The following is a 25476-nucleotide window of genomic DNA, read 5'->3' on the forward strand; positions in this document are numbered from 1 at the left end:
CTATCTGCATGGATCGCTCTCCCTTCGGGAATCGCTTCTCATGCGGCGCAGGGACCATGAGTTTCGTGCGTTTTGTTGAGTTGCTGCCTGCTGGGATCGCTCTCCCCTTGGGAATCGCTTCTCTTGCAGTGCAAACAAGCATCAAACGGCTGCATGCGGGTGTTCACGCATTGCAGGCGGGAATAAGCTTTCTAATAAAAGACTACTAGGGTAAGGGTATCCAATCGGAAGAGTTTACGTCCGCCTTTGGGGGCCCTTTGCAACCTTAAAAATATATTCAGGCAAAGGGCGGACAACAAGCGGCTGGAGATGGAAACCCGTCCCGGTGCGATACCCGTCCCGTGAATATGCTGGGAGGTGTCTCTCAGCTTTGCCTATGCGCCGCCCTACTATGATATACAAGGAGAGAAAATCGGCATGCAAATGCAAAAGATATTTAACACCGAAGCACCCAACCGCTCCACTCGCGTCATTGAAGGTGAATGCTCCGGGATCCTGAACTGGAACGACATTCGGATGCCTCATATGTATAAACTGTACAAGGTCTTGCTGCTGAACCATTGGATCGCGGACGAGATTCCAATGTCCAAGGATGCGCAGCAATTCCCGCGCCTGGACCCTGAAGAGCAGCGCACCTTCAAGATCAACATTTCTCTGCTGGCTGTTCTGGATTCTATGCAGACGATGTTTGTCAGCGACGTGAAGCGTTACTTCACCGATTCGTCGCTCGAAGCCATCTCGGCCATCATCGGTCAGCAAGAGGTGGTTCACAACCAATCCTATTCCTATGTGCTCTCTTCCATCGTTTCGGATCAGGAGCAGAAGGAAATCTTCGAGTATTGGAAGCATGATCCGGTTCTGCTAGAGCGCAATCAGTTCATTTCGGACATCTATCAAAACTTCCGTGACAACCCGTCGCCGCAGTCCTTCTTCGAAGCGATGGTGGCGGACCTGATCCTGGAAGGAATCTTCTTTTACAGCACGTTTGCCTTCTTCTACAACCTGGCCCGTGACCAGAAGATGATGGCAACCAGCCAGATGATTTCCTATATTCAGCGTGACGAGAACCAGCACTGCTACTTCTTCGCCGAAGTGTTCAAGCAGCTGCTCAAGGACTTCCCTGAGCTGAACACGAAAGAGAACATCGACTACCTGTACCGCACCATCGATCGTGCTGTTGAGCTTGAGACCAACTGGGCTCACTACACACTCAGCAATGTGCGCGGCATCGATCTGAACGAATTGGGCGATTACATCAAGTACATCGCGAACCGTCGCATCACCATGATGGGTCTGGAAAAGGCTTATGAAGGCGTGGACGTTAACTGCATGCCATGGATCAAGCCTTTCTCCGATGAAGCCCTCAACGCGACGAAGACCGACTTCTTCGAAGCCAAATCCCGTAACTACGGCAAAGTTGGCGACGACAACGGTTTTGACGATCTATAAGCTCCTCTCCATGTCAACAAACCTCCGTGATCCCTTAACAGGAATCCACGGAGGTTTTTTTGTTTCTGTATATGATCGGCCACAGTCCAAGTCCACAGCTCTTACTTACGGTTTATCAATGCTATCCCTTCGCTGCCCATACCTCGATCTCTACCTGAATGGACGGCATCGCCAATGCCGGCACGTAGGCCATCGTCATGGCCGGCGCCTTCCCCCCATGGAATTTCTCCCATACTTGATGGAAATGATCCCAGTCGACCTCCTGTGCCGCCCAAATGTTAATTTTGACGATATGATCCGCCGACATCGCTTCCGCAGCCAATAACCTCTCAATGTTCGCCAAGGTATTCTCCACCTGCTGCTTCATATCGTCCGGCAAGTTCCCTTCCCTGTCGGTTCCCACCTGACCGGAGAAGACCAACAGCTCGCTCCCTCTCGGAACCTTGGTTGTATGGGTATAAGGCCCGTTCGGCGGGGCAATGACAGGTGGATTGTACCGCTGAATTGGAGACGGCTGCTCCTCATCTCCTTCATTCAAAATAGCCAGCGTCTGATGGTCTTCCCACGTTCCGTTGATTTTCACGTTTTTTCGGGCAATGCCTTCTTTATGGAATCCGGATTTCAGGAGCACTCGGATCGAGCCCCGGTTGTGCGGCATCACACCCGCCTCAATCCGGTGAAACCTCAATTCCTGAAAGGCAAACTTCACTACCAATTGAACCGCTTCGGTCATATACCCCTTTCCGTTATGGTCTTGGTCCAGAAAATAACCGATCCAGCAGCTCTGCAGATTCCCCCGCACCACTTCGGTCAGCATAATCTCCCCGATTATCGCTCCGGAGTCCCGCAGCCCAATCACATAGACATACCCTTGATCTGCCTTGCTGGCTTCCATGGCCTTTCGGATCCGCTCTAGCTGTCCCTGATGGGTGTAGAAACTCTCTTCCCTTAAACCCGTGAACCGCTGGAAAAAATCCCGGTTATCCTTCTCGAGCTTCAGAAGTGCGTCCACATCCGATTCCTCTACCGACTTCACATAAATCTGTTTCCCTTGCATGAACATACGTATCCCTCTCCTCTGTTTGAATCATTAGAAGCACAAAAAAACACCACAGCGCACCTGTGGTGTACATGCCGATCTATGCAACCACAAGCAAGCGACCTGTGGTGTTTAATTCCACTGCATCCTCATTCGGTCACCGAATGGAAGGATCCTTGATCGCCCGAATATCCGATTTTGGACACACTTCTCCCATGATCGGACGGATCAAAGAAAACAGCGGTGGAGTATCCCATGCCTTTTGCCAAAGACGCCAATGATCTTTTTTTCATGTGAATACTCCCCCCTTCTGTTTCGCGCGGTTCATCTATGACAAACATCTACGTTCATACAGAGTCTCTCGCCTTAAGCTCGAGTCGCAACGTCAGCTTTCCATCATCTAATTAACCATAGGATATATGATTAGGCATAAATGGTCAAATCCGCTAAACCGACTCACATGACCGTTCCCTTCGGATTGCCTTGGGACGGTCCTCTGCCCTGCTTCAGATGCTTCAGCTGAGCCACAATGATGACACTGATCACCACCAGCAGAAACCACGAGCTGATTTTGCCGATATGCACAAGGCTCCATGTCCGCTCCTGACCCGGATAAGTCCAGGCCCCAAGAAACGTAGAAATGTTCTCAGCGATCCAGATGAAAAAGCCAATCAGCAGAAACGACAGCACCATCGGCATCCGCAGCGTTTTTCCGTCCACGTCAAAATACACCATGGTTCTGCCGAACACCACGAATAACAATGCCGTGAGCAGCCAGCGTGCGTCCCACACATAGTGATGGGTAAAGAAGTTGGCATAGATCGCTGCGCTGATCAGCACGGTCAGCACAGGCAGCGGCCAGCCCGTTATACGTAAATGCATTCGGCGCCATGCCTGGCATATATAACTGGCCACACTGGCGTACATAAAGCCGCTGTACAGCGGGACGCCGCCGATTTTGCTCCAGCCTTCCTCCGGGTAAGACCACGAGCCCATATGCACTTTATACAGCTCCAGCATCAAACCGATGACGTGAAAGACGCAGATGACTTTCAGCTCATCCCATGTCTCCAGCTTGCTCACCAGCATCCCGATTTGCGCCAGCACACATATGAGAAGGATGAGATCATACCGCGCCAAGCCGGGAATTTCAACCACCTTGGTCAGTCCCAGCGCACCGAAGATCATAACCGGAAATATGCAGGACAACGCCTGCTGATAACCGAAAATCCACAGCTTCCGTATAAATTCCATAAGCTCCTCCTACCACCTGCACATTCGTATACTTCACCCTACCACAGACCGCGATTTCAATAAAAGAACAGCGTTGTCATAATTCGTGCAATCCATTGACGGGTGTAATGCAAAAAAAGAGAGCAGCTCTTCAGCTGCCCTCTTACCAGTTAACGTCCTATTTGCCCATGCTTGAGGTTGTCCTTGACGCCAACGATGCAGCTCAACAAACCCCATTTCATCGCTTGATACCTTTCGAGTTTCCCTATCTTACGCCAGGCTTCAACGGCCCGAAGGATTATCTTCTCCACATGGCCGATGAACGCCCGATCAGAGCGCAACAGGGTGAGCCGTTTTTTTCTTTTTGACCCGTAACAAAAATGTAAGAGGTATGGCAATAACAGCCACCATCGTTCCGATCATAAACACGTCATCAATGCCCATCGTTGTCGCGGCACGCTGGGTCGAAGCCCCCGCGCCCATGTAGTAAGACGTTCTGGATACCACCAGTGCGCTGAATATGCCGATCGATAATGAAGCGAGCCCTTGGCGCGCCCAGTTCGTGATGGACGATGCGTGGCCTGAATATTCGCTGGACACCGCGCTCATCGCTGCGTTCGTTAACGGCATATTGCATAAAGCAATGCCGAGGCAGCGAACCAGCTGCAGCAAGGAAATGTACAGAACCGAGGTATGGATGCCGATTCCGCTGAAAGCGAGCGTGGCTGCCACAATGATAAGGACTCCCGTGATCACCAGCCGGAATGGACCGATCCGATCATAAAATTTGCCGATAATCGGCGACGCAGCTGCCATGACAACCGCGCCCGGCAGCATGATAAGTCCGGTATCCATCGGAGACAGCTTCAGCACGGTCTGCAAATAGAGCGGCACCAGCAAGGTTCCCGTATACAGCGATATCGTCACGATGCAGTTCAGGATCAAGCTGTACCGAAACCGGGGGAATTTGAATACTTTAAGCTGCAATAAAGGGGATGAAATCCGCAGTTCCCACTTAATGAAGAACAGCAGCAGTAAGATTCCGGAGATGAGCAGGGACAGGGTCTTCCAGGATCCCCAGCCCCAATCGTTACCGTGGCTGAAGGAGAGCAGCAAAAGAGAACTGCCCGCCACCACCGTCAAGAATCCGAGGAAATCGAACCTCTTCTTCCCGGTCAGTCGATAAAAAGGAATGAATTTGTTTACGATGACCATCGAGATCAGGCCGATCGGAATATTTAGAACGAAAATCGATTTCCATCCAAAATATTGCACCAGCCATCCGCCAAGTGTCGGCCCAATCACCGGTGCCAGCATAGAGGCCAGGCTCCATAGTCCCATGGCGTAGGCTTGCCGTTCCCGGGGGAATACCTGGTAGATGATGGTCATCGTAATCGGGATAATCATCCCGCCGAACACGCCTTGCGTAATCCGGAAAGCAATCAAAGTCTCGATATTCCAGGCTACAACGCATAATAGCGACGAGAGCGTAAAGCCCAACAATGCCAGGACAAACAACCTCTTATAACTAAGCTGGTCCCCCATGTAGCCTACGATGGGAGCCACAATGCCCGTTGCCAGCAGATACCCGGCCATCAGCCATTGGGTGGTGCTCAGTGTGGCATCGAACTGTTCCATGACAACGGGAAAGGCCACGTTGATGGTCGTGATGCTGAGCACCGCCAGAAAATTACCGAAAAAGATAGCGCTCATAATAAGCCAAAAAGAAGATTTATCTTGTGTATTCACATGAAGCCTCCTAAACAAAGTAACCCCGCCCGGATCTGGTTAACAGAGCTGGAGGCGGGATTCAAAGAGTTTTGTCTTTGGTTATGGAAATAATTTTTTGCCAAGCAATCGCAGTAAAATATACAGGTTATCCGCCTCGTCCTCATCCAGCTGCTTGAGGGATTCCATGACGGCGTAATCTCCTTCGCTGCGGGCATCGAGCACAAGCTGCCGGCCTTCTGCCGTAAGATTGACATAGTGGCTGCGTCCATCACTGGGATTTGGCGTTCGAACCACCAACCCCCGCTGTCCCAGAGCGTCCACCAAATACGTGATCGTTGCAGCCTTTAGCTCCATATGCTCAGCCAAACGGTTGGGAAGCAGCGGACCCTGCTGCTCGATCAAACTTAAGATCTTATACTGATTCATCGTTAAATCGTTCTTTCTCAAGTGACTCAAAAAAGATACGACCCGATGGCTCGTCATTTTATCCGATAACTCACGATACATCTCCATGAGTCTCTCGACGCTTGCTTCTCTTCCGTTCTCCAGAGTTTTTCACCTCGCTTTTTATTTTAGTTCAATGATTCTAACTTGTAAACACCATTTTCATGATTATCATTCTATTTTATCCCATTTATTAAGGGATAACAGGCTAACTACTTAAGTTATTCAAAGTTTATTTCAGAATTTCGAACATCCATATTCTTAAAATCAGAAACATTTACGGATGAAAAACTCCCAATCATTCCCCTGACTCGAAACGCTCGGTTCGATAACAGGCTCCTATATAAAAAAAGGACTCGCAAGATCTATGCGATCTTACGTGCCCTTATCTTTCCCGTTTATTCCTCATCCTCTGCAAACAATTCATGCAGCATCGCTTCCCGCCGATTCACGAATTCCTTCGTAATCATATAATGATCCGTTTCCTCCAAGCTCGACTCTTCCACCCCTTCGGAAGTCAGCTTGTAGATGATGGAATCAGGATATGCCATAACGATTGGTGAATGCGTGGAAATAATAAACTGCGAGTCTTCCTGGACCAGGTCATGGATGCGTCTAAGCAGCGCCATTTGGCGAAACGGGGACAAGGCCGCTTCCGGCTCGTCCATAATATACAAGCCATTCCCCCAGAATCGGTGCAAAAAGGTAGCAAAAAACGATTCTCCATGCGACTGCTGGTGAAGTGATTTACCGCCGTAGGAATCTTTGATGGGCGGGCCGAAGCTCCATTCGGCATCCAAGCGGTCGATATTCGTTGCGACGTTATAATAACTCTCCGCCCGAAAGAAAAAACCATCCCGCGGTTTGCGTACGCCTCGAACGGTTCGTATATATTCATGAAGCTTGGAATGCGTCTCCTCGGTTGAGAACGAGAAGTTCATCGTTCCTCCTTCCGGATTAAACCCAAGGGCTGCGGCAATCGCCTCCAGCAGCGTGGATTTGCCCATGCCATTCTCGCCTACGATGTAAGTGACCTTCGGATGAAAATGGAGGCCGTCCAAAGCCGCAACGGCCGGCAAATTAAAAGGATATTCATGAAATGAAGGGATACGATCCCTCATTAACACAACGCTTCGTAGATAGGCAAGCATAGCAGCATTATCCAAGCGCTTTCCCTCCTTGATTGTGAAGCCTATAATTACTACTCTACTATATATCATTCAAGCAATGGTTCCAATTCAAGACCATCGCTCGATATTTCTGAGCATAAACATGGGACGTTTCCCTGAAGGGTGAATACGAACATCCTTTTTTACGCCATAACAGGAGGGCATTGCCTTGAGCTGTTGATGCCTCGTCGATACTCAATAAAAATGCGCCATCACAGGGCTCGCCGGCACCTGGTATGACGCACTTTTTTATACGATATCGAATGCTGTTATTCTGATATGCTATTCGCTTACGATAAACTGATAGAGTTCCTCAACCTTCTCTTCCGTCAAATCGCCGCTGTTATCGAATACCTTAATGGACGTCTGCGGAATGTCCCAGTTCACTTCCGGCACGAAATCGACGCGTTTCTTGAAATCGTCCCAATGATCCAGCTTCCACTGATCCCGCTCGGTCTGTCTGTCAATGATGCGCTCCTTCTGCAAATCCATGTCTTTGAGCGCAACCACGATGACCTTCACGTCAACGTCGTTCTTCGTTAGCCCTGCCGATGCAATGACTTCTTCAATCCATTCGCGGTTCTTGAGCTCTGCGGTAAACGGAGAAATCATAAAAACATTTTGCCCCGCACCCAGGTTCTCGATGCAAATATCCTTGGTCGTATCATATTCCAGATCGCGCAGGTTCTCTTTATAAAAGGAAGAGTCGCGGTCATTCGGATCCAGTCCGTTACTTTCCAGGAACTTCTCAACAAAGCGTCCCCCCACCGTATCACGGTCGAGAAATGCAGCCGGTATACGGACTGCAAGCTTCTTGGCTACGGTTGTCTTGCCTGTACCGGCCACGCCGACAAAAAACACTAGCTTTTGCAAATGGTATCCCTCCATATGATCTCTATCGCTTTCATATCCCTGCCGTCCACTCATGCCATCCTTATGCGCGTTCTGTCCGGTAACGGGTTTCTTCAATTAATTCCTCCATCGCGGAGGTCAAGCGTTCCTGAAGCACTTCCGCTACATCAAATCCGCCATCCTCGGTACGTGCCACCTGAGCATCCACCGCGTACACGCCGCCAAGAATATGACGGGCCCCGATCGAAGAAAGCACGGGCTTGAGCGAATAATCAATCGCCAGCAGATGTGCGAGACTGCCGCCGATAAACATCGGAAGCACGATTTTGCCGGCCAAGCCTTTTTGCGGAATCAGGTCTAAAAAGGTCTTCAGAACACCGGTAAACGAAGCTTTATAAACCGGACTCGCCACAATCACGGCATCGGCCTCGGCCACAAGTCCGTTCGCTTTGACAATATGCTCACTCTCAAACTTGGTATGAATCAAATCCTCAGGCGGCAGCCCGGCCACGTCGATCCGGCTAACCTCGAAATTCGCAGCAGTCAATGCCTGCTCCGCATATTCCATAACCGCATTCAATCGGGATCCGGCTGTAGGACTCCCGTTAATAATAACAGCTTTCGCCATAATCATTCACCTCGGCTTATCTTATAGTGTCGCCATCTCATCCATTCATAAGATCGCTATGTAAGGTCCTCTCAAACGTCAACCAATATAAATCAGAGCAAACTTGTCAGAATTAGTATCATCGTATCAATGTGTCCGCGCTTTTGTCAATGCAGCAACTCCGGCAATTGAACCTTGGCGATTCGCGAACCATTACACTTCGCTCCAATAGCCCGAGAGACATCGTAAAAAAAATCTGTAACCCGCGCGTTTGCGCACGACCTTTCTCCTATCCTGCTCATAAACGGCACCCCCGACTGGGCGGATGCATAGAGATAAAGCATCGGCGTTCAACGAAAATACTCTGTATATCAAAGGAGGAAGGAAATGAATCCCCAGCAGCCCATTCCATACGTAGGCTCCAAAACCGAATGCAAGGAACAGCCCATCGCGTTCCCTCCCCAGCATCAAAACTGCCAGCCCGGTCTTGAAAGCCTCATGTCACCGCGTCCGATCAGCGAGGATCCCGCCTACCGGGGCAGCGGTAAACTGGATGGCAAAATCGCCATTGTAACCGGAGGGGACAGCGGCATCGGCAAAGCGGCGGCCATTGCCTTTGCCAAGGAAGGTGCCGATCTGGTCATCCCATACTTATATGAGACTTCGGATGCGGAAGTGACGAAGCAGCGGATTGAGTCGCTCGGCAGACGCTGCCTCTTAATGAAGATCGACCTGAGATATAAAAAGAACTGCGAAGCCATAGTAAACGAGACGATAGCCCACTTCGGCAAGCTGGATGTGCTCGTAAACAACCATGCCGTCCAGTATGTTCAGCGCAGCATCCTGGACATCACAGAGGAACAGCTGCATCATACCTATCAAACCAATATCTTTCCCTTTTTCTTCATGATCCAAGCTGCGCTGCCCCACATGAAATCCGGGGCGTCGATCATCAACACGGCCTCCATTACCGCCTATCAAGGATTTAAGGAGCTCATCGACTATTCTTCCACTAAAGGCGCCATCGTTTCCCTTACCCGATCCCTTGCCCTTTCGCTCGTCGATCAAGGCATCCGCGTCAATTCCGTCGCTCCCGGCTCGGTCTGGACACCGCTCATCCCATCCAGCTTCCCTGCCGAGGAGGTGGCCGTATTCGGAACGGATTCACCGATGAAGCGGGCGGCACAACCCTATGAGCTGGCACCCGCCTATGTTTACTTGGCGTCGTCCATCTGTTCCTCTTTTGTCACGGGTCAGGCTATTCACGTCAACGGGGGACAGATGGTAACCAGTTAACAGCGGTGCCTTAAGCGTTCTAGAAGCTATGAATAACAAGCAGAGGATGTGTACCATGAACACGGGAATTCCTAAACGGTCCGGCCGGATGGACATGGGATTTTATGCATTAAACAAGCTGGCCAGCGCCGGCATCGTTGTGCTGCTGCTGAGCCTGCTCGATTGGGTGTGGCCTCCCGGCGCTGATCGAGCTTCGGAATGGTTAGGCCTCTATCTGCCGCAAGAGCACTGGGTATACGGTTACGCGCTGACTGCATCCCTTGCGGCAGATGCTATACTCTCGTTCTTGCCTTCCCTGCATAAGGGTAAACAAGCCGCAGTGTACGGAGCCGTCGGGTTTCTGTTCTTCGCCTTATTCACAGGCGGAAATCCGGAGCAGCTCTGGCTGCGCGCAGCAGCAGGAGCCTTAACACTGCTCATCTTCTTGTGGGGAAAGCATACGTTCTCCAGCAATTCTCTGGCCACCCCGTTCTTTGCCTTGGTCGTTCCCCTGTTGTGCTGGGTGATCTGATTCAAGCGACTAAGCTTTCTTCCATGAAAAAAAGCCCTTCGATGAGGGCTCTTTCTCTTCGCGTCAAAGTGCTTCGATGACATCCCCGGCGATGACCGAGGCGGGATGTCCCCGGTGCCGCGCGGCTCGCTCGCCGGCACGGCCGTGCAGCCACACGCCAAGCGCGGCTGCAGACGGACCGGCATATCCTTGCGCCAGCAGGCTGGCAATGATGCCGGTCAGCACGTCCCCGGTGCCTCCGGTCGCCATGCCGGAGGTGCCGGTTGTGTTGATGTAGGCTTGTCCGTCCGGCGAAGCCACGACGGTATGCGCCCCCTTAAGCACGAGGGTAACCCCGTGACCGGTTGCGAACGATGCAGCGGCACCGATCCGGTCCCGCTGCAGCTCGGCGGTCAGGATACCCAGCAGCCGGGACATCTCCCCCGGATGCGGGGTCAGCACGGTTGCCGCACCGCGCGGCTTCCAGGTGCCGAAATCACCGGCCGCGGACAGCATATTCAGCGCATCGGCATCCACCACCAGCGGTCCTTCCCATTCTTCCCACAAACGGCGAAGCCATCTGGCATCTCCTTCAAAACGGCCAAGTCCTGGACCTACGGCCAGCACATCGCGGGTTTTGGCGAGTTCCAGCACCTGCCCCGCGGAGGCCTCATCCCAGTAGCCGCCGCTCTCTTCGCCTGTGGCGGGGGCGAGCATCACCTCGGGCACGGCTCCACTCAGCGGCAGCACCAGGCTTGCAGGGAGCGCCCAGGTCACCAGGCCGCAGCCCGCACGAAGTGCTGCCCGGGAAGCGAGCAGGCCTGCGCCGCTCATCGTGCGGCTGCCCCCTACGGTCAGCACGTGACCGTAGGTGCCTTTATGTCCGTCCGGCGCGCGGCTGCGCGACACGTCGGCGCCCAGCTCCGTCCGAAGGACATGCGGGGTAAGCAGATGCGTGCTGACGCCCTGCTCCCGGCACAGCGATGCGGGAATGCCGATGGCGCGGACTACCACCCGGCCGGCCGCCTCGGCGCCGGGGTACTGCACCAAGCCTCGCTTCAGGAATGCGAGGCATACCGTCACCGCGGCCGAGATGCACGGCTCGTGCCGCGCGCCGGTATCGGCGTCCAGTCCGCTCGGAATATCCGCGGACACAATCGGTAGGCCGCTCTCATTGGCGGCCTGGATCAGCGCGGCGTAAGCGCCGCGGGGCGCGCCCGTCGCGCCCGTGCCGAGCAGCGCGTCCACGATGCCGGTGTACGCGCCGTTGTCCACGGCATCACGGCCGTGGACCAGAGCCGGGATGCCAAGCGCTGCCGCGGCATCCCGCTGCACCGCCGCCTCGCCGGCAAGCGCGGACGGCTCGGCGGCGTAGAGCAACGTGACGCGTATCCCCGCGTCACGCAAATGCCGGGCGGCGACTACCCCGTCGCCGCCGTTATTGCCCTTGCCCACCAGAATGAGCCAGTGCTCCTGCGCCGCATGCGCGGTGGGCAATCGAGCGTCCCCGTCGATGACAGGCGACGGACGGCTCATCTCCAGAGCCAGGTCATCCCCGGCGATAAAAGCCTGCGCCGCTGCCGAATGCTCCGGTAAGGATAGCCGCTGTTCATCCCGCCCGTCTCCGGGCATGAAGGACCGAGCCTTTCCTGCTGTCCCAGCAGCGGCTCCGTAAAGAGAACGGCTCACTCTATCACGCTCTAGGCACAGCTTCAGGACTTCCTCGGCAATCGCCTTACCTGCATTTTCCATCAGAGCTATGGCCGGAATGCCGATTTGATGAATCGTATGGTTGTCGAGTGCCCTCATCTGTTCAGACGTCACAACATACATCCAAGCTCTCCCCTTTGCTTCGATATATCCTACGCAAACGCGTTGGCGACTCAGGATGCCTGTCTATTAATAAGCAACGGTAAAACGGGACTGAATAAACTGCGGATCATCCAGCTCATCGATCACCGCTACCGCGAAATCTTCAACCGAGATTCGGCTGCTTCCGCTCTCGTCCGTCACCAGGCGATCCATGCCGATCCGGAACTGTCCGGTACGTTTCCCCGGCTCGATGATGGCGGCCGGACTGATATACGTCCATTCCAGATCGCTTTCCTTATAAAGATCGTAAGCATCCGCGTGCGCACGGGCAAGCGGTCTGATCTCTTCCGGAAATTCCGGGGTTTCCATAAGCGGTACGCCGCTGTCGGCGATCAAGCTGCCAGCGCCGCCAACGATCAACAGGCGGGTTACGCCGCCGCGTCTCGTTCCCTCCATAATCGTGCGTGCGGCTGCAACGAGTTCCTCTTCCCGGCCGAACTTCGGGCCGAAAGCGCTAATGACAGCATCATGCCCTTGAATCGCCTCTTCTAATGATGAAGGATCCATTACATCCGCTTTAACCTTCTTTAATTGCTCATGCTCTGCATCCAATCGATCCGGATTACGCAAAATCGCAGTAACTTCGTGCCCCCGTCGCAGCGCTTCCTCCGTAATTCTTCTTCCGATCGTTCCGCTTGCTCCAATTAATGCTACCTTCATGTTCATCGCTCCTTCGCTTAGAAATTATACTACATCACCCCTGGTGATGAATGGCTCTTCTTGAATCCTAAGTAGTATTATGAACACTTGGTGTTATCTATAGCCGTTCCCGGCTGTCACACTTCCTATTTACTTATCCCCATGCAGACCTCTTCAAACTCCACTCGTTCATTTTTCCTCAAAATAATAGATCTTTAGACCTATGTACCGCCATGTTATTTTCGCCGATAGAATACATAAGTGCATATTTACGAATATATATAACTTGAATAATGACTTGAATCGCAATACTAATGTTGTGTGTTTGTTGGAATTTGTCATTTTCCTATGAGCTAATCGTATTGTAAAGGAGATTATCCATATTATGAAAAAAAAATACGTCCGCTGGCTGGCCCTCTGTCTCGCAGGCAGTCTGCTGCTGCTAAGCAGCTTATCTCTTAAGCCTGATGCCGCTACGGCCGAACCCCGCCAGAAGGCAACCTGGTTCTGGGATACCCCGCAGATTCAAGATTCGGCTAACGACATTCTGAATTTTGCCGCCAGTCAAGGAGTCAATGTGCTCTATCTGCAGATGAACCGCGATGTTCGTCCCGAATATTACCGCAGCTTTATCCGCCAAGCAGATAAACAGGGGATCGCGATTCATGTCCTTGGCGGCGCGCCTAACTGGGCGCTGGAAACGGAGCGTCACCGATTGGAGACTTTCATTCAATGGACCGCTGAATATCAGGCTTCCGCTGCACCGAATGAGCGCTTTACCGGGATTCATGTCGATATCGAGCCGCATGTGCTGCCCGAGTGGAAAACAAACCAGGCCTCCGTGGTAAAGCAATGGCAGGCGGGCGTCCGTTATCTGGTCCATGAAGCGCACACGCTGAATCTGCCCATCGGCTCCGACATGACATTCTGGCTGCACGGCTACAAGCTGCCGGATCAGTCGATGTCGATCAGTCGGTGGATGATCCAGCAGTTCGATCAGGTCGTCATTATGGCCTATCGTGATCAGGCAGACACCATTTATAACGTCGCTGCTGCCGAGCTTAAGGAAGCCGATGAACTTGGCAAGGAAGCCTTGATTGCCGTAGAGACCAAATCGAGCAATGAGGGAGCTTACATCACCTTTTTTGAAGAAGGCACGTCTTATATGGAAGAGCAGTTGTCCAAGGTATGCATCAAAGCGGAGAAGCACCCTTCGTTCTCCGGATTCGCCATTCATGACTACAGATACTGGAAGGCATTGCATGACTCCGATCGATAACATCGCGATTATTTCATAATGGGAATAAAAAAGATGGCGTTTCAAGAGGGTGTTTCCTCTGGCGCCATCTTTATATTTTCAGATGAAGGAACTCATCCTCTCCATCGGGTAAAAGGCCTGATCGCTCTTAAACCGTCAACATGAGAAGCAGAACATAACCGACCGTCAATTTCGCGCGTTGAAGCGGCGCTTTTTTCACCTGCACTTCCATCCCCCCGGCCCCTCCCTCTCTTCGATGTCTTATTCATATACTATATGCGGCTCGGCCCCTTATGTTACCTTGAGGAAACATTGTTTACCGATAGAAAAACCGATCAAGCATGTAAACATAGAATCATGTAAACAAAAGAATACGATTAAGCTTCCTGCATAGGAAGCAGCACCCGGGCAGCTTGCAGCTCATTCAAGATCAGTGTAGTGCTTCAAGACGTCCTGCAAATATTGTTCTGCTTCCATTACAAGCTGACGCTCTCCAGCGTTCCATCGATCCCGATTTCGATCGACTGCTAAGAAGGCAGCATGAATCCGTTCGTCGCCATGGGTCACACGTTGAACCATCCGTTGCCATTCTTGGGCTGAGGCCCTGGCTAAACGGGACTCGATGGGAACGTTTGAGGCCTTATAAGCTGCAGCTTGCAGTGATATTTTTCTGAACGTATTGTAAAAATCCAATGCCGCCTGCTCAGAGTTAAATACTTTTTGAAATAACCGCGAGTCTTCCTCCGAAAATTCGTATTCTTTCCAAGCCGACATATCGACCTCATTCAACGAACGCATGAGATGGGCTAACAGCTCCCAGGGTACGTTGTACCCTTCTTTCATCATTTCCTTTGCTACATGCAATCCGTCAAGTTTGGCTTGGATGCTCTCTTTCTGTGAATAAAGGACAGACTCCTGATAATCTAATATGGCCTCGATATCCTGCTCCCCCGTGCCCACGATCAATTGTTCTTTGATCTTGCTTAAAGAGAAACCGATGGCTCTATAGAACATAATCTGTTCAAGTACATACAGCTGTTTTTCATAATATACTCTATGTCCCAGCTCATCTCGCTCAGCCTTAAGAATTCCTTCGTTATCGTAATACTGAATGGTTCGCGGAGTTATTCCCGACAATTGACTGATTTCTTTTACGGAATATTTTTTTCCCATGAACCCATCCCTTCCCGTCCCTTACTCGATTTTCGCTAAAAAAGCTTCTATCGTTTCCAGTAACTCTTTAGGGTATTCCCCGTTAATCGCATGCGAGGCATCTTCAAATACGACCATCTCGCTATTAGGATCTTTCAGGGCATCCATCCCCGTTTGATACGATTTTTCAGCATGGTGCATCGTCGATTGCCCAGCTAATATACCGAGCACCGGTATCGTCAGCTCAGCTAATTGTTCCGGCTGGATGGCTTCCGGCATGGGCAGCTTGCTCTTGAATGTCCGCATCCCGGTTTCGATTAATTTGGCGGTCGGGTCGCTGTCATCGACTTCAGCCCCGCCGGATATATAGCTGAGCATTTTCTCCCGGATCGGTTTGGGCACCATGGGTACAGTCGCCGGAATGGATACCAGTGTCATTTTCAACGGAATGGGGCCAAACACATAGACCGGGTCCAGCAATATGAGCGAGTGAATCTTCTCCGGATGCTTGAGCGCCAGATTCGCCGCACTCCATCCGCCGAACGACAGCCCTAATAGGTGGATCTCTGATTCCGGCAGCTGATCCAATACTTGCCCTAACCATGCTGCTTGGTCCGCAGCGGTTTCAATCCGTCTGGTTTCTGTGCTTAAACCCGGCTCTCCTATCAAATCAAGGGTGTATACAGGCCGATGTTCAAGAAAGCCGCTTAGATTGGCCTCCCACATAGGTGTAGCAGATCCTTTTCCGGGAAGCAGTAATAAGGGTGCTTTATTCGGTGTATCGCTCCCCTGGAACTTGTAGAGCTGCACCACGCCAAATTCGGTATTAACCTGGATCGATTCCATCGGTTCTGGCAAGTGACTCATCGCCTCATCATAAGCTGCTGCATATTCCTTCCGCCCATCCTCTGTAACAAAACCGCTTAACGACCCGTCATCTCTGAATAGAAAGCCTATTACCGTCAGTATAGCTAGTATCGCAATGAGAATGCTACCCAAGATTACCCATCCTTTTTTTCGTTTCACTTCCATCCCCTCCTAAGGTGACTATAGGGTATGACGTAACGTTATACGCAACCCCGCCTGCTTTCTATAGCTTCCTGTTACCGAATCGGCTTGAAATCCCTCCCATGTTGTGCAATAGTGAAAGGTAGAATATTGAAGGAGGGATCCGCTTGTCCCTTACGGAATGGATGGTTGATATCTTTGGCTCACTCGACACGCTCGTGGCCGTGCTTCTTGCCACTGCGGTATTTACGGGCCTGTACATATACAGTGCATCCCGGCTATTGGGTGCACGCAAGGATTCACTCGCTCGCATTCGTCAGTCCTTGACGATTTACACCAGACTGGCCGGGCCTCTGGGAACCCTAATCAATCGACCGACCCGAACGGCTGTCCCCGAAGATCTGCTTATCCGGCTTCTGCAGGAATGCAAATCCGCTGACCTGTTGACTCGTGAGCTCCACGAACAGATTGATACCTTTCTAAGCGATCGTGATGAATCCAGGTTAACAACACTTCATAAGCTGCTGGATCGCGAGATCAACAGGCTTATGAAGGAGCGCGACGAGCTGGTTGGACGGCTCGAGAAACCAGGTTGGGGTATGGGATTATGGCTGCTCTTGAAACCTGCAATACCTGCCCTTTCACTGGGTGCTGCAATCCTATGGACGACGATTCTCGTCCAAGAACTAAGGCAATCCTCTGCCTGGACAAGCCCCGAGGTATGGTGTCTATGGCTCTCCAATATGATTGCCACAGTCTCTTTCTACCGACTGTTGATGGATTCCAGAAGAAGAACGCATGGCGTTATCTATACCGTACTGCATCTGCTGATTGTGGCTTCAGCCCTGTTTAATCTGGCCTGGAACGAGGCCTCGCCTTACGTTTTGGCTACCCAATGCTTGCTGTATTTGGCGGGTTTCCGGGTTACGGCCACTCGCCAGCGGCGTGAGCGGCCCTATGCCGGGCACCCGGAGCTTATGGAACAATTTCTTCATCCTGCGGGAGATCACGACCCTCTTAGTGAGATGGCCAATTCCAGTGAACCGGAGATTAGCAGCAGTCCTCTACGGTCCAGATAAGACAACAGCGACATGAGTATTACGAAAAACAACCCGTGCCGAAATTCATCGGCCGGGCTGTTTTTTTATCTTCGCAATCCTCTGGGGCAGACAGATATTATCCGATATCACGCTCTTCCATACCGTATTCCTGTGTTCTTTAAAAAAGAAAAGAACTCCCGCATGAATGCTGAAGCGCGCCTCCCTTAGACTACATCGGTTTACACTCCGGGGTGTTTTTCCAAAGTCTACTGGATAAGGTGCACTACATGGCGTCGATGGAAGTTCTTATCTCGATACTCGATAACCTTGCGGAATCATCTTGCATTCGTTCTTCGCTGTTGGCCGGATGCCCGGGGCGGTCCTGACGTCTTGACCGCTCCGGAGGCCGTATTCTCGAAACGCTTGCGCTCCGTTCGTTCCATCTGAACGATTTGACCCTCATGCACTACGATTTGCAGCGAACCGAATTCCATGTCGTTCAGCAGGCTTGCTATGCGTTCGAGCCACATTTCATCCACTTTTAATGGTTTAGCCATGGATACGCCTCCTCACCGGGCAAAGCCCAAATATATTCACTCAATCATCATAAGCCGAAGTGACAGTCTAATTTAACGGATTCATTATTCATTCTTTTCCAACCTATATAGTATGAATTAACATTAGCATGGGTTGGAAACGACTGTCAATGGGCATTTTTTCGCGTAAACCAATTTTTCAGAAGTAGTGTGACAACGGCTAATAACAGCAATAATGAGGCCACCGCGAACGATGCCGAAAACTGATATTCATTGTACAAAATTTCGACATGAAGGGGCAACGTATTGGTCTCGCCGCGGATATGGCCGGATACGACGGACACGGCCCCAAACTCGCCCATGGCTCTGGCGTTGCACAGAATGATTCCGTACAACAGCCCCCACTTGATATTGGGCAGGGTGACCCTCCAGAAGATTTGCCAGCCCTTGGCGCCCAATGTTACTGCCGCCTCCTCTTCCTTTGTCCCTTGATCTTCCATCAGCGGGATCAATTCTTTGGCCACAAAGGGAAACGTGACAAATAACGTAGCCAGAACAATGCCGGGCACGGCAAAAATAATCTTGATATCATGGCTTTCAAGCCAAGGGCCAAACCATCCCTGCCGACCGAAGATCAGCACAAAGATTAAACCTCCAATGACCGGCGATACCGCAAACGGCAGATCGAGCAGCGTAATCAACAGATTTTTGCCTTTAAAACGGAACTTCGTTATGGTCCATGCCGCGATGACACCGAAAATCGAATTCAGCGGTACCGCAATGGCCGCTACCAGTAAAGTCAGCTGAAGCGCGGATAGGGCATCTGGATCGGAAAGGGCCGCTATATAGACGTCCCATCCCTTCTTAAGCGCTTCGGACATCACCGTAATCAGAGGCAGCACAATAAGCCACAACAGCACAAGCCCAGCCAAACTTATGAATGTCCATTTCACCCACGGCTTCTCCGCTGCAGCCGGAGAGGACGGCGTGTTTCGTTTCGCTGCGGAAACGGCGGCGGGTACAGTTCCAGCCATATAGATCCCCCTCCCTAGCGCGCGGTTTTCCGCGTCCAGTGTTGTAATAAATTGATACCGAGCAGCAGCGCGAAAGAGATGAGCAGCAGAATCAAGGCAACCGCCGTAGCGCCGGCATAATCAAATTGCTCCAGCTTTGTCATAATCAGCAGCGGCGCAATTTCCGTCTTCATCGGCATATTTCCCGAGATGAAAACCACGGAGCCGTATTCTCCGATCCCCCGGGCAAAAGCGAGCGCAAATCCGGTCAACAGCGGCGGAATCAGGTTTGGCAGAATGATGGTGCGGAACGTGCGCCACCGACCTGCTCCGAGTGTGGCTGCCGCCTCTTCCGTGTCCCGCTCCGCGTCCTCCAGCACCGGCTGTACCGTCCGTACAACAAACGGTATGCCGATGAACATGAGAGCCAGCGTGATGCCTAAAGGAGAGAATGCCGCCTTGATCCCTAGCGGCTCCAGCAGCGATCCGATCCAGCCATTAGCGGAATAGATCGCGGTTAAAGCCACCCCCGCTACGGCCGTTGGCAGGGCGAAAGGCAAATCGATCAGCGCATCCCATAATTTTTTGCCGGGGAAATCATACCGCACCAGCACCCAGGCCAGCAGCAGCCCCAATATCGTATCCGCGAATGCGGCCAGCGCCGCCGTCGTCAGACTAACCCGGTAGGAGGCGAGTACCCTCGGATCGGTTGCAACCGACCCGAACTTCTCCCAGGTTAGTCCGGTTTGGTTGAGCAGCAGCGCGGACAGCGGGACGAGCACAACCAAACTCATATAAAGGACGGTCAGTCCCATGCCGATTCCAAAACCAGGGAGCACCCTGCGATGATCTCTGCCTTGCTTCTGTACGCGAAGTACAGCCATATCCACTCATCCTTTCCTGCCTTCGGCGGTTATGCCGATCAGCTGCCGGGCACGTAAATCTGATTAAAGATGCCGCCGTCATTGAAATGCTTCGATTGCGTCTCTTCCCATGTTCCAAACACATCCTTGAGCGCAAACAATTCGATGGCCGGGAATTTCTCCTTGTACTTGTCAGCCACGCTGGCAAGCGTCGGACGGTAGTAATTCTCCGCCGCAATCGTCTGTCCCTCTTCACTGTATAGATATTGCAGGTACGCTTCCGCTACCTCGCGGGTCCCTCGCTTGTCGACGTTTTTATCCACGACGGCAACCGGCGGTTCCGCCAAAATGCTGACGGACGGGTTCACGATTTCGAATTTGTCCGGTCCCAGCTCATTAATCGAGAGATAGGCTTCATTCTCCCAAGCCAGCAGCACATCCCCGATACCACGTTCTACAAAAGTTGTTGTTGCACCACGTGCGCCGCTGTCCAGCACCGGCACGTGGGTAAACAGCTCTTTCACGAATTCCTGAGCCTTCGCTTCATCGTTATGGTTAACCTTGAGTGCATAGCCCCATGCCGCCAGGTAGTTCCACCGTGCACCGCCGGAGGTCTGCGGGTTCGGCGTGATGACCTCTACTCCCTCCTTGATCAGATCCGGCCAATCCTTAATGCCTTTCGGGTTGCCTTTGCGGACGAGGAAAACGATCGTCGAGGTGTAAGGCGCACTGTTATGCTCAAACTTGCTCTCCCAGCCCTCATTGATCAATCCGGCCTGACGGATTGCATCGATATCGTATCCGAGGGCCAGTGTCACCACATCCGCCTCCAAACCGTCGATTACCGAGCGGCTTTGTTTGCCTGAACCCCCGTGCGATTGCTTAAACGTTACCTTCTGGCCCTGTTCTTTCTCCCAATGCGCCGCGAATGCTTTATTGTACTGGTCATATAACTCGCGGGTCGGATCGTAAGAAACATTGAGAATTTCCACGCTCGGCTTGCTTGAACTCGAAGCAGGAGCTTCTTCATTGGCGGTTGCAACTGTCTCTGTTTTCTCTGCACCGCAAGCCGTAAGCGCCGCCGTCAACATTACGATTAATCCGATGAGAACCCCTTGCTTCAACACCTTTTTCATATGGATCACTCCCCCTGGTATGCTCCGCTAAACAGGCCGTATGGCAAAAAAAGACGGAGGAAGGCTCATCAGAACAGAGTCAAGCCGGTTTGCTGCCGTGCCTGCTCTTGATCCTTGAGCGTTCCTCCGTCCATACGGTGAGAACAAAATATTATAATTCCTACCTGTTTAGTGTGTTATGTAGCTATTGTAATAAGTCCATCTCCTGCTGTCAAACCTTTTTTCAAATAATTACAAGTTTGGGACCACCCGGTCCATAGAACCATTTTTGGCCCGCGAACGCAGTCACAGCGCGGATTTCCATTTACTGAGGGTTGTATGAACCCGCTTCCATCCTTATAATTCAACCCCAAAGGAGATGATCACCATAAGAAAGCCAACTAGGAAAATAATTTCTGCTCTTTTCCTAAGTATTCTTCTGTTCATGCCTGCATTCGCCCAAACGACGGAGGCAGCTCCGCTGTTAAAGCCGGGCAGTGAAAACGGGGATGTCTGGGAGCTTCAATATCGCCTGAAAACGCTGGACTTCTACACGCAGCCGCTCGATGGCAAATATGGCGCAAACACGAAAACAGCCGTTACCCGTTTCCAAAAAGAATACGGTGTGCCAGCCGATGGAGTTACCGGCGCGCAAACCTGGAGACAGCTGAAAAAATATACGTTAAATCAATCCGAAATGGATGTCATGGCCCGAGTCATTTACAGCGAAGCCCGCGGTGAGCCTTACAAAGGACAGGTTGCCGTCGGGGCTGTTGTCATGAACCGCATTCAATCCAGCGAATTTCCGAATGATATTCGGGGCGTCGTCTTTCAAAAAGGCGCCTTTACAGCCGTAGACGATGGACAATACTGGCTGCCCCCGAACCGAACCGCCTATCTTGCCGCATTGGATGCCGTTCGCGGCTGGGATCCGACTTATGAATCCCTTTATTATTTCAATCCCAAAACAGCGACCAGCAAATGGATCTGGTCCAGACCGCAGGTGCTGCAGATCGGCAATCATATCTTTGCGCATTAATTATTCATCGAATGAATCTTTAAACCAATGAATCCTATGAATTCCTGTGATTTCCTATGACCTTGCTTAGCCTGTTTCCTTGCTTTAGCTGAGGTTGAACACCGTGTTCCTTGTCCATTGCTACGGGCGAAGAACACCAAAAAAGAAGCAGCTCAAGTCCCATTTCCGGGTCTTCGGGCTGCTTCTTCTTTATATTAAGTTAACGTTTATTCGCCTTTGCCTTCTCTACAGGACAGATGCATACCGGGCGCGTGACTTCTAATGTATAACCCGTAGAGACCAGGTTGCCCGTGTCCGGATCGATCCGATAACTTGCGATCAAACCATTGTCCTGATTCGCCGTCAGCAGAAAGCCTTCTGGCAGTATATTGAAGTGGCGCGGCGTTTTACCGCCGGAAGACACCCAGTTAACTGCGCGTAGCGTACCGGTCTCCTGGTCGATCACATATTGAACGATGCTGTCATGGCCCCGGTTGGAGGCGTACAGATAACGGCCGCAAGGAGACACCAGCAGATGGGCCGATGTGTTGTTATCCATCACTACGTCCTCTGGCAGCGTCGATATATGCTGTAATATTTTCAAATCCCCAAATGTCCCGTCGTTTGCGTAAGCCGTTACCGTGCTGTTCAGCTCGTTCGTGCCATACACCCACTTGCCTGATGGATGAAAGGACACATGCCTTGGGCCCGAGCCTGGCGGAAGACTGATCTCGCGGTGGGTGACCAGCTTGCCTTCCTCCAGCCGATACAGATTCACATCATCCATGCCCAGGTCACTGACCACGATATACTTGTTGACGGGGTCTTCAAATATCGAATGCGGATGCGCTTCCGATTGACGGTCATCGCGAAGACCGCGTCCGCTGTGCTTGATCTTGGAGACCAGTTCTCCGATCTGACCGTCTTCTTCTAATGCCAGCACCGATATACATCCATCACTGTACCCTGTCGTAAGTAGATACTTCCCGTCCGATGTCCGGGATACATGGCACGCACCGGATGAGCCGGTAGACTGAACATTCAGCAGCGTTAATTCACCGGTTACCAGATTGGCTGAATAAGCCGACACATCGCTTTCGCCCTTCTCGCTGGCTGCATACAGTACGGAGATGGAATCATCGAAATCCAGATAGGTAGGGTTTTCAATACCAGCCGTACCGCCTAAGAGACGCAGCTCGCCCGTACCCCGATCCATCGCCCCCCAATGAATGCGATTCTCGTCCTCCGAACCGTAGGTTCCAATGTAAAATATCAGTTCCTGTCCTGCTGTCATGTGATCCACTCCTTTGTCTAATGAATGTTCCGGTGACCCGGCCTGATCCTTATTATGTATTACCCATAAGGGCTTCGTGCTTACCGCCTTTTTTCAATTCGAACCGGCAAGCCGCCGCCACGTTGCTCTACCCATAATTACTCACGAAGAAATCTATTGCTAGCATTGGTTTTATCATGTACGATTACCACAACTACCTCTCTATTCTATCATTCGTTGAAGGAGATGACAGCCAATTGAAGAAAAAAATCAGCCTGCTGGCGATCGCTTTCCTGTTCCTGTTCGCCAGCGCGACACAAGCCGCTCCGGCAAAGAATCAAGGGAATATCCGAGTCTACCTCGATAACCAAGAAATCAAATTTCAGGCAGCCCCTATTATGAGGAATGGAGTTACCTTCGTGCAGTTCCGCCCTCTGTTTCAGGCCCTGGATTATAAAGTCAATTGGAACAGCGGAAATAAACAGGTGACGGGTACATACCTCGATCAGAAGCTGCAGATGACCATCGGGCAGAAGACCGCTTATGTCAATGGCGCAAAAACCACGCTTCAGATCCCCCCATTCACGCAAGGCGGCAACACGCTGGTTCCCCTTCGTTTCGTAGCGGAAGCCACCGGACTGCCCGTGAAGTGGGACTCCAAGTCACGTACCATCAAGATCGACCGGGAGGGTGCAATCGACAAAGCCACCGACGAGGTGAAGAAGCTTTATCATACGATTGAAGAAGCTGGTAATGCCAAGAAACTGGATGCTGTCATGAGCGCCTTCCATCCTAAATCTCCTGTTTTTGCAGAAATCCAAAAAAATTATCAGAACCAATTCAAGAACGATCTGCATGTATCCGCTGACGTATGGGAAGTAACGGTAGCCGGAACGTCGATCCATGCCTACACCAGTGTGGCCCTCGACCGCACCAGCGGGCCTTTTGCTTGGGATGCTACGCTCCATTACGAGAATCTCTTGAAGAAGGACGCGTCGGGAGCATGGAAAATCTATGATCTGAGCCATTACGAGACGGAATATCTAGTCGGAGATGAACTGCTGGAAGCTCGTCCGGAAGTGCCGGAAGCGGAACAAAAAGCCATAGTGGCGACCATTGACACCCAGTCCAAGGGCTTCAATGATGAGAATGGTCCGCTGCTCATGTCGGTTATTCATCCGGAATCGTCCTTCCACGAGATGTTCCGAACCAGCATTGCGGAAGGCATCTTCGATGAGGTTAATTTCAACATTAAATCAGTTGAGCTCCGGACGGTCTTCTTCCAAGGGGAAGACGCCGTCGTCTACGCTGAAGAAACCGATGATGCAGACGGTGAAATCATCCATTCGACCTCCCTTTACTGGCTCAAGAAAACCGAAGGCAAATGGCTGATCTATGATGTGCTGGAGTTGGAATAGGTCATTAGCTTAATGAATTTGTACGATTTAACCGTGATTTCCCCAGCGAGGGGAGTTCACGGTTTTCTTTTTGTACCCACCGTGTAAAGCCATGCGATTGATAATCGTCCTTCCCACCCGCGTCATGTATAGATTTTATCACCTTCTGGGCTGGGCATTCTCGCTTTCCTCTACAATGTGTTAACCCATGTTAAGAGCGCAAGGCAGTAGGCAACGCAACCCTGTTTCATTTTAATCCTCTTTAATCCTTAAAGAATCGTCTGCGATGAGGCGGTTCTTTTTCACGTTTCAGACAGCTCCTTACCGGAAGATGGGTCATAGTTACCGACTATTGGGTATAAGTAGATACCTTTCTCTTCGAAGGAGGCATCATCGATATGGAAACGAACTCAGCAATTGAAGTCCAATTTCACTGCCGTCAGTGTCAAGCGGATATCCGGGTTACGTTCAAATCAGAACAGTTCACCACGGTACTCTGCCCGCAGTGCGATTACAGCTATTCACTCATGAGACCAACCATTGGTGAAGAGATCCTGCTGGATTGGGAGAAAGAAGCCGTATTCCAAAAAATCCGCGCAGACCAAACCGAGCATGACAAAATGGAGCTCATGCTCCTTGTCATTAAGGTCGTCGAGCTGCTGACCTGGCGGGATGAGGGGAATGGCCATATCCGGGCTATCGAAACACTTCGTGAGTGGCTGCTGCTTAACGGAGTGCCCAAAGCTCTAATTGAACTCCTGGATGCCAAGGGACACGAAGGCAGCTCCTCTACCGAGCACAAGGAATAGCGTAATCAAACCCTTGATTCAAGATATAAATACATGAGAAAGGAACCGTCCTCCGGCCTTTATGGTCGGAATCGGTTCCTTTTTCTAATCCTCAATTCTGGCGCATAACTTTATATGGGAATGCTCTATCATTTTTACACATGTTGGAACTTCATTAATTAACCTTGCGTATT

Annotated in this window: 26 protein-coding genes; 9 read left to right on the forward strand and 17 right to left on the reverse strand. The window is 51.5% G+C overall.

Annotated elements, in window-relative coordinates; translation table 11 throughout:
* Together ACQKPA_RS11105 and ACQKPA_RS11110 are read left to right on the forward strand one after the other, a co-directional pair.
* Positions 1-209 (forward strand): hypothetical protein (locus ACQKPA_RS11105; protein ID WP_427492141.1); only part of this gene is annotated, 209 nt, incomplete at its 5' end.
* Between the two features lie 208 nt (positions 210-417).
* Positions 418-1449, forward strand: coding sequence for a ribonucleotide-diphosphate reductase subunit beta (locus ACQKPA_RS11110; RefSeq protein ID WP_071222122.1), 1032 nt, complete (start codon positions 418-420; stop codon positions 1447-1449).
* A gap of 121 nt (positions 1450-1570) precedes the next feature.
* Here ACQKPA_RS11110 and ACQKPA_RS11115 read toward each other — a convergent pair whose 3' ends face one another.
* From ACQKPA_RS11115 to ssuE, 8 genes are all read right to left on the reverse strand, one after another.
* Complete coding sequence (locus ACQKPA_RS11115) at positions 1571-2512, reverse strand: GNAT family N-acetyltransferase (RefSeq protein ID WP_427492143.1); 942 nt, start codon at positions 2510-2512, stop codon at positions 1571-1573.
* A gap of 125 nt (positions 2513-2637) precedes the next feature.
* On the reverse strand, positions 2638-2781 hold the full coding sequence (locus tag ACQKPA_RS11120; protein WP_216532891.1) for a hypothetical protein: 144 nt from the start codon (positions 2779-2781) through the stop codon (positions 2638-2640).
* A gap of 163 nt (positions 2782-2944) precedes the next feature.
* On the reverse strand, positions 2945-3742 hold the full coding sequence (locus ACQKPA_RS11125) for a DUF817 domain-containing protein (RefSeq protein ID WP_427492145.1): 798 nt from the start codon (positions 3740-3742) through the stop codon (positions 2945-2947).
* Between the two features lie 309 nt (positions 3743-4051).
* The gene (locus tag ACQKPA_RS11130) at positions 4052-5470 is read right to left on the reverse strand and encodes an MDR family MFS transporter (RefSeq protein ID WP_427492147.1); all 1419 of its coding nucleotides are present in this window, start codon (positions 5468-5470) and stop codon (positions 4052-4054) included.
* An 81-nt stretch (positions 5471-5551) separates the two neighbouring features.
* The gene (locus ACQKPA_RS11135) at positions 5552-5959 is read right to left on the reverse strand and encodes a MarR family winged helix-turn-helix transcriptional regulator (protein ID WP_427492149.1); all 408 of its coding nucleotides are present in this window, start codon (positions 5957-5959) and stop codon (positions 5552-5554) included.
* A gap of 335 nt (positions 5960-6294) precedes the next feature.
* Positions 6295-7062, reverse strand: coding sequence for an AAA family ATPase (locus ACQKPA_RS11140; protein ID WP_427492151.1), 768 nt, complete (start codon positions 7060-7062; stop codon positions 6295-6297).
* A gap of 285 nt (positions 7063-7347) precedes the next feature.
* Complete coding sequence (locus ACQKPA_RS11145) at positions 7348-7938, reverse strand: AAA family ATPase (protein WP_127595553.1); 591 nt, start codon at positions 7936-7938, stop codon at positions 7348-7350.
* Between the two features lie 61 nt (positions 7939-7999).
* On the reverse strand, positions 8000-8545 hold the full coding sequence (ssuE, locus tag ACQKPA_RS11150) for an NADPH-dependent FMN reductase (RefSeq protein ID WP_427492153.1): 546 nt from the start codon (positions 8543-8545) through the stop codon (positions 8000-8002).
* A 366-nt stretch (positions 8546-8911) separates the two neighbouring features.
* Here ssuE and ACQKPA_RS11155 point away from each other — a divergent pair, with 366 nt between their 5' ends.
* Together ACQKPA_RS11155 and ACQKPA_RS11160 are read left to right on the forward strand one after the other, a co-directional pair.
* A complete protein-coding gene (locus ACQKPA_RS11155; RefSeq protein ID WP_427492155.1) occupies positions 8912-9820 on the forward strand; it encodes an SDR family oxidoreductase in 909 nt (302 codons plus the stop codon).
* 55 nt (positions 9821-9875) lie between these two features.
* The gene (locus ACQKPA_RS11160) at positions 9876-10331 is read left to right on the forward strand and encodes a hypothetical protein (protein WP_427492157.1); all 456 of its coding nucleotides are present in this window, start codon (positions 9876-9878) and stop codon (positions 10329-10331) included.
* Between the two features lie 63 nt (positions 10332-10394).
* On the opposite strand, the gene ACQKPA_RS11165 is transcribed toward ACQKPA_RS11160, so the two are convergent.
* Positions 10395-12143 (reverse strand): NAD(P)H-hydrate dehydratase, encoded by a 1749-nt coding sequence (locus tag ACQKPA_RS11165; protein WP_427492159.1) that lies wholly within the window; start codon positions 12141-12143, stop codon positions 10395-10397.
* 66 nt (positions 12144-12209) lie between these two features.
* Positions 12210-12842, reverse strand: a complete 633-nt coding sequence (locus ACQKPA_RS11170; RefSeq protein WP_427492161.1) for an NAD(P)-dependent oxidoreductase — start codon at positions 12840-12842, stop codon at positions 12210-12212.
* Positions 12843-13206: 364 nt separating this feature from the next.
* Here ACQKPA_RS11170 and ACQKPA_RS11175 point away from each other — a divergent pair, with 364 nt between their 5' ends.
* On the forward strand, positions 13207-14100 hold the full coding sequence (locus ACQKPA_RS11175; protein WP_427492163.1) for a hypothetical protein: 894 nt from the start codon (positions 13207-13209) through the stop codon (positions 14098-14100).
* A gap of 399 nt (positions 14101-14499) precedes the next feature.
* On the opposite strand, the gene ACQKPA_RS11180 is transcribed toward ACQKPA_RS11175, so the two are convergent.
* Both ACQKPA_RS11180 and ACQKPA_RS11185 read right to left on the reverse strand, forming a co-directional pair.
* Positions 14500-15252 carry a MerR family transcriptional regulator gene (locus ACQKPA_RS11180; protein WP_427492165.1) on the reverse strand — a complete coding sequence of 251 codons (753 nt, stop codon included), beginning with the start codon at positions 15250-15252 and terminating at the stop codon, positions 14500-14502.
* A 21-nt stretch (positions 15253-15273) separates the two neighbouring features.
* Entirely contained in the window at positions 15274-16257 is a 984-nt protein-coding gene (locus ACQKPA_RS11185) for an alpha/beta fold hydrolase (RefSeq protein ID WP_427492167.1), read from the reverse strand.
* A 149-nt stretch (positions 16258-16406) separates the two neighbouring features.
* Here ACQKPA_RS11185 and ACQKPA_RS11190 point away from each other — a divergent pair, with 149 nt between their 5' ends.
* Positions 16407-17318, forward strand: coding sequence for a hypothetical protein (locus ACQKPA_RS11190; protein ID WP_427492169.1), 912 nt, complete (start codon positions 16407-16409; stop codon positions 17316-17318).
* A gap of 296 nt (positions 17319-17614) precedes the next feature.
* Here ACQKPA_RS11190 and ACQKPA_RS11195 read toward each other — a convergent pair whose 3' ends face one another.
* The 4 genes from ACQKPA_RS11195 to ACQKPA_RS11210 form a co-directional block, all read right to left on the reverse strand.
* A complete protein-coding gene (locus tag ACQKPA_RS11195; RefSeq protein WP_100540014.1) occupies positions 17615-17836 on the reverse strand; it encodes a YezD family protein in 222 nt (73 codons plus the stop codon).
* Between the two features lie 146 nt (positions 17837-17982).
* The gene (gene cysW / locus ACQKPA_RS11200; RefSeq protein WP_427492171.1) at positions 17983-18849 is read right to left on the reverse strand and encodes a sulfate ABC transporter permease subunit CysW; all 867 of its coding nucleotides are present in this window, start codon (positions 18847-18849) and stop codon (positions 17983-17985) included.
* Between the two features lie 14 nt (positions 18850-18863).
* Positions 18864-19712 carry a sulfate ABC transporter permease subunit CysT gene (cysT, locus tag ACQKPA_RS11205; RefSeq protein ID WP_427492173.1) on the reverse strand — a complete coding sequence of 283 codons (849 nt, stop codon included), beginning with the start codon at positions 19710-19712 and terminating at the stop codon, positions 18864-18866.
* Positions 19713-19750: 38 nt separating this feature from the next.
* Entirely contained in the window at positions 19751-20827 is a 1077-nt protein-coding gene (locus ACQKPA_RS11210; protein ID WP_427492175.1) for a sulfate ABC transporter substrate-binding protein, read from the reverse strand.
* A 358-nt stretch (positions 20828-21185) separates the two neighbouring features.
* Here ACQKPA_RS11210 and sleB point away from each other — a divergent pair, with 358 nt between their 5' ends.
* Positions 21186-21845: a spore cortex-lytic enzyme gene (gene sleB / locus ACQKPA_RS11215; RefSeq protein ID WP_071222149.1), complete on the forward strand. Its 660-nt coding sequence runs from the start codon at positions 21186-21188 to the stop codon at positions 21843-21845.
* A gap of 199 nt (positions 21846-22044) precedes the next feature.
* Here sleB and ACQKPA_RS11220 read toward each other — a convergent pair whose 3' ends face one another.
* Complete coding sequence (locus ACQKPA_RS11220; protein ID WP_427492177.1) at positions 22045-23118, reverse strand: lactonase family protein; 1074 nt, start codon at positions 23116-23118, stop codon at positions 22045-22047.
* 236 nt (positions 23119-23354) lie between these two features.
* Here ACQKPA_RS11220 and ACQKPA_RS11225 point away from each other — a divergent pair, with 236 nt between their 5' ends.
* Positions 23355-24515 carry a stalk domain-containing protein gene (locus tag ACQKPA_RS11225; RefSeq protein WP_427492179.1) on the forward strand — a complete coding sequence of 387 codons (1161 nt, stop codon included), beginning with the start codon at positions 23355-23357 and terminating at the stop codon, positions 24513-24515.
* A gap of 377 nt (positions 24516-24892) precedes the next feature.
* A complete protein-coding gene (locus ACQKPA_RS11230) occupies positions 24893-25303 on the forward strand; it encodes a hypothetical protein (RefSeq protein ID WP_427492181.1) in 411 nt (136 codons plus the stop codon).
* Positions 25304-25476: the final 173 nt, after the last annotated feature.

It is taken from the genome of Paenibacillus sp. NPDC093718 (genome assembly GCF_050279985.1).
Lineage (GTDB): Bacteria > Bacillota > Bacilli > Paenibacillales > Paenibacillaceae > Paenibacillus_AQ.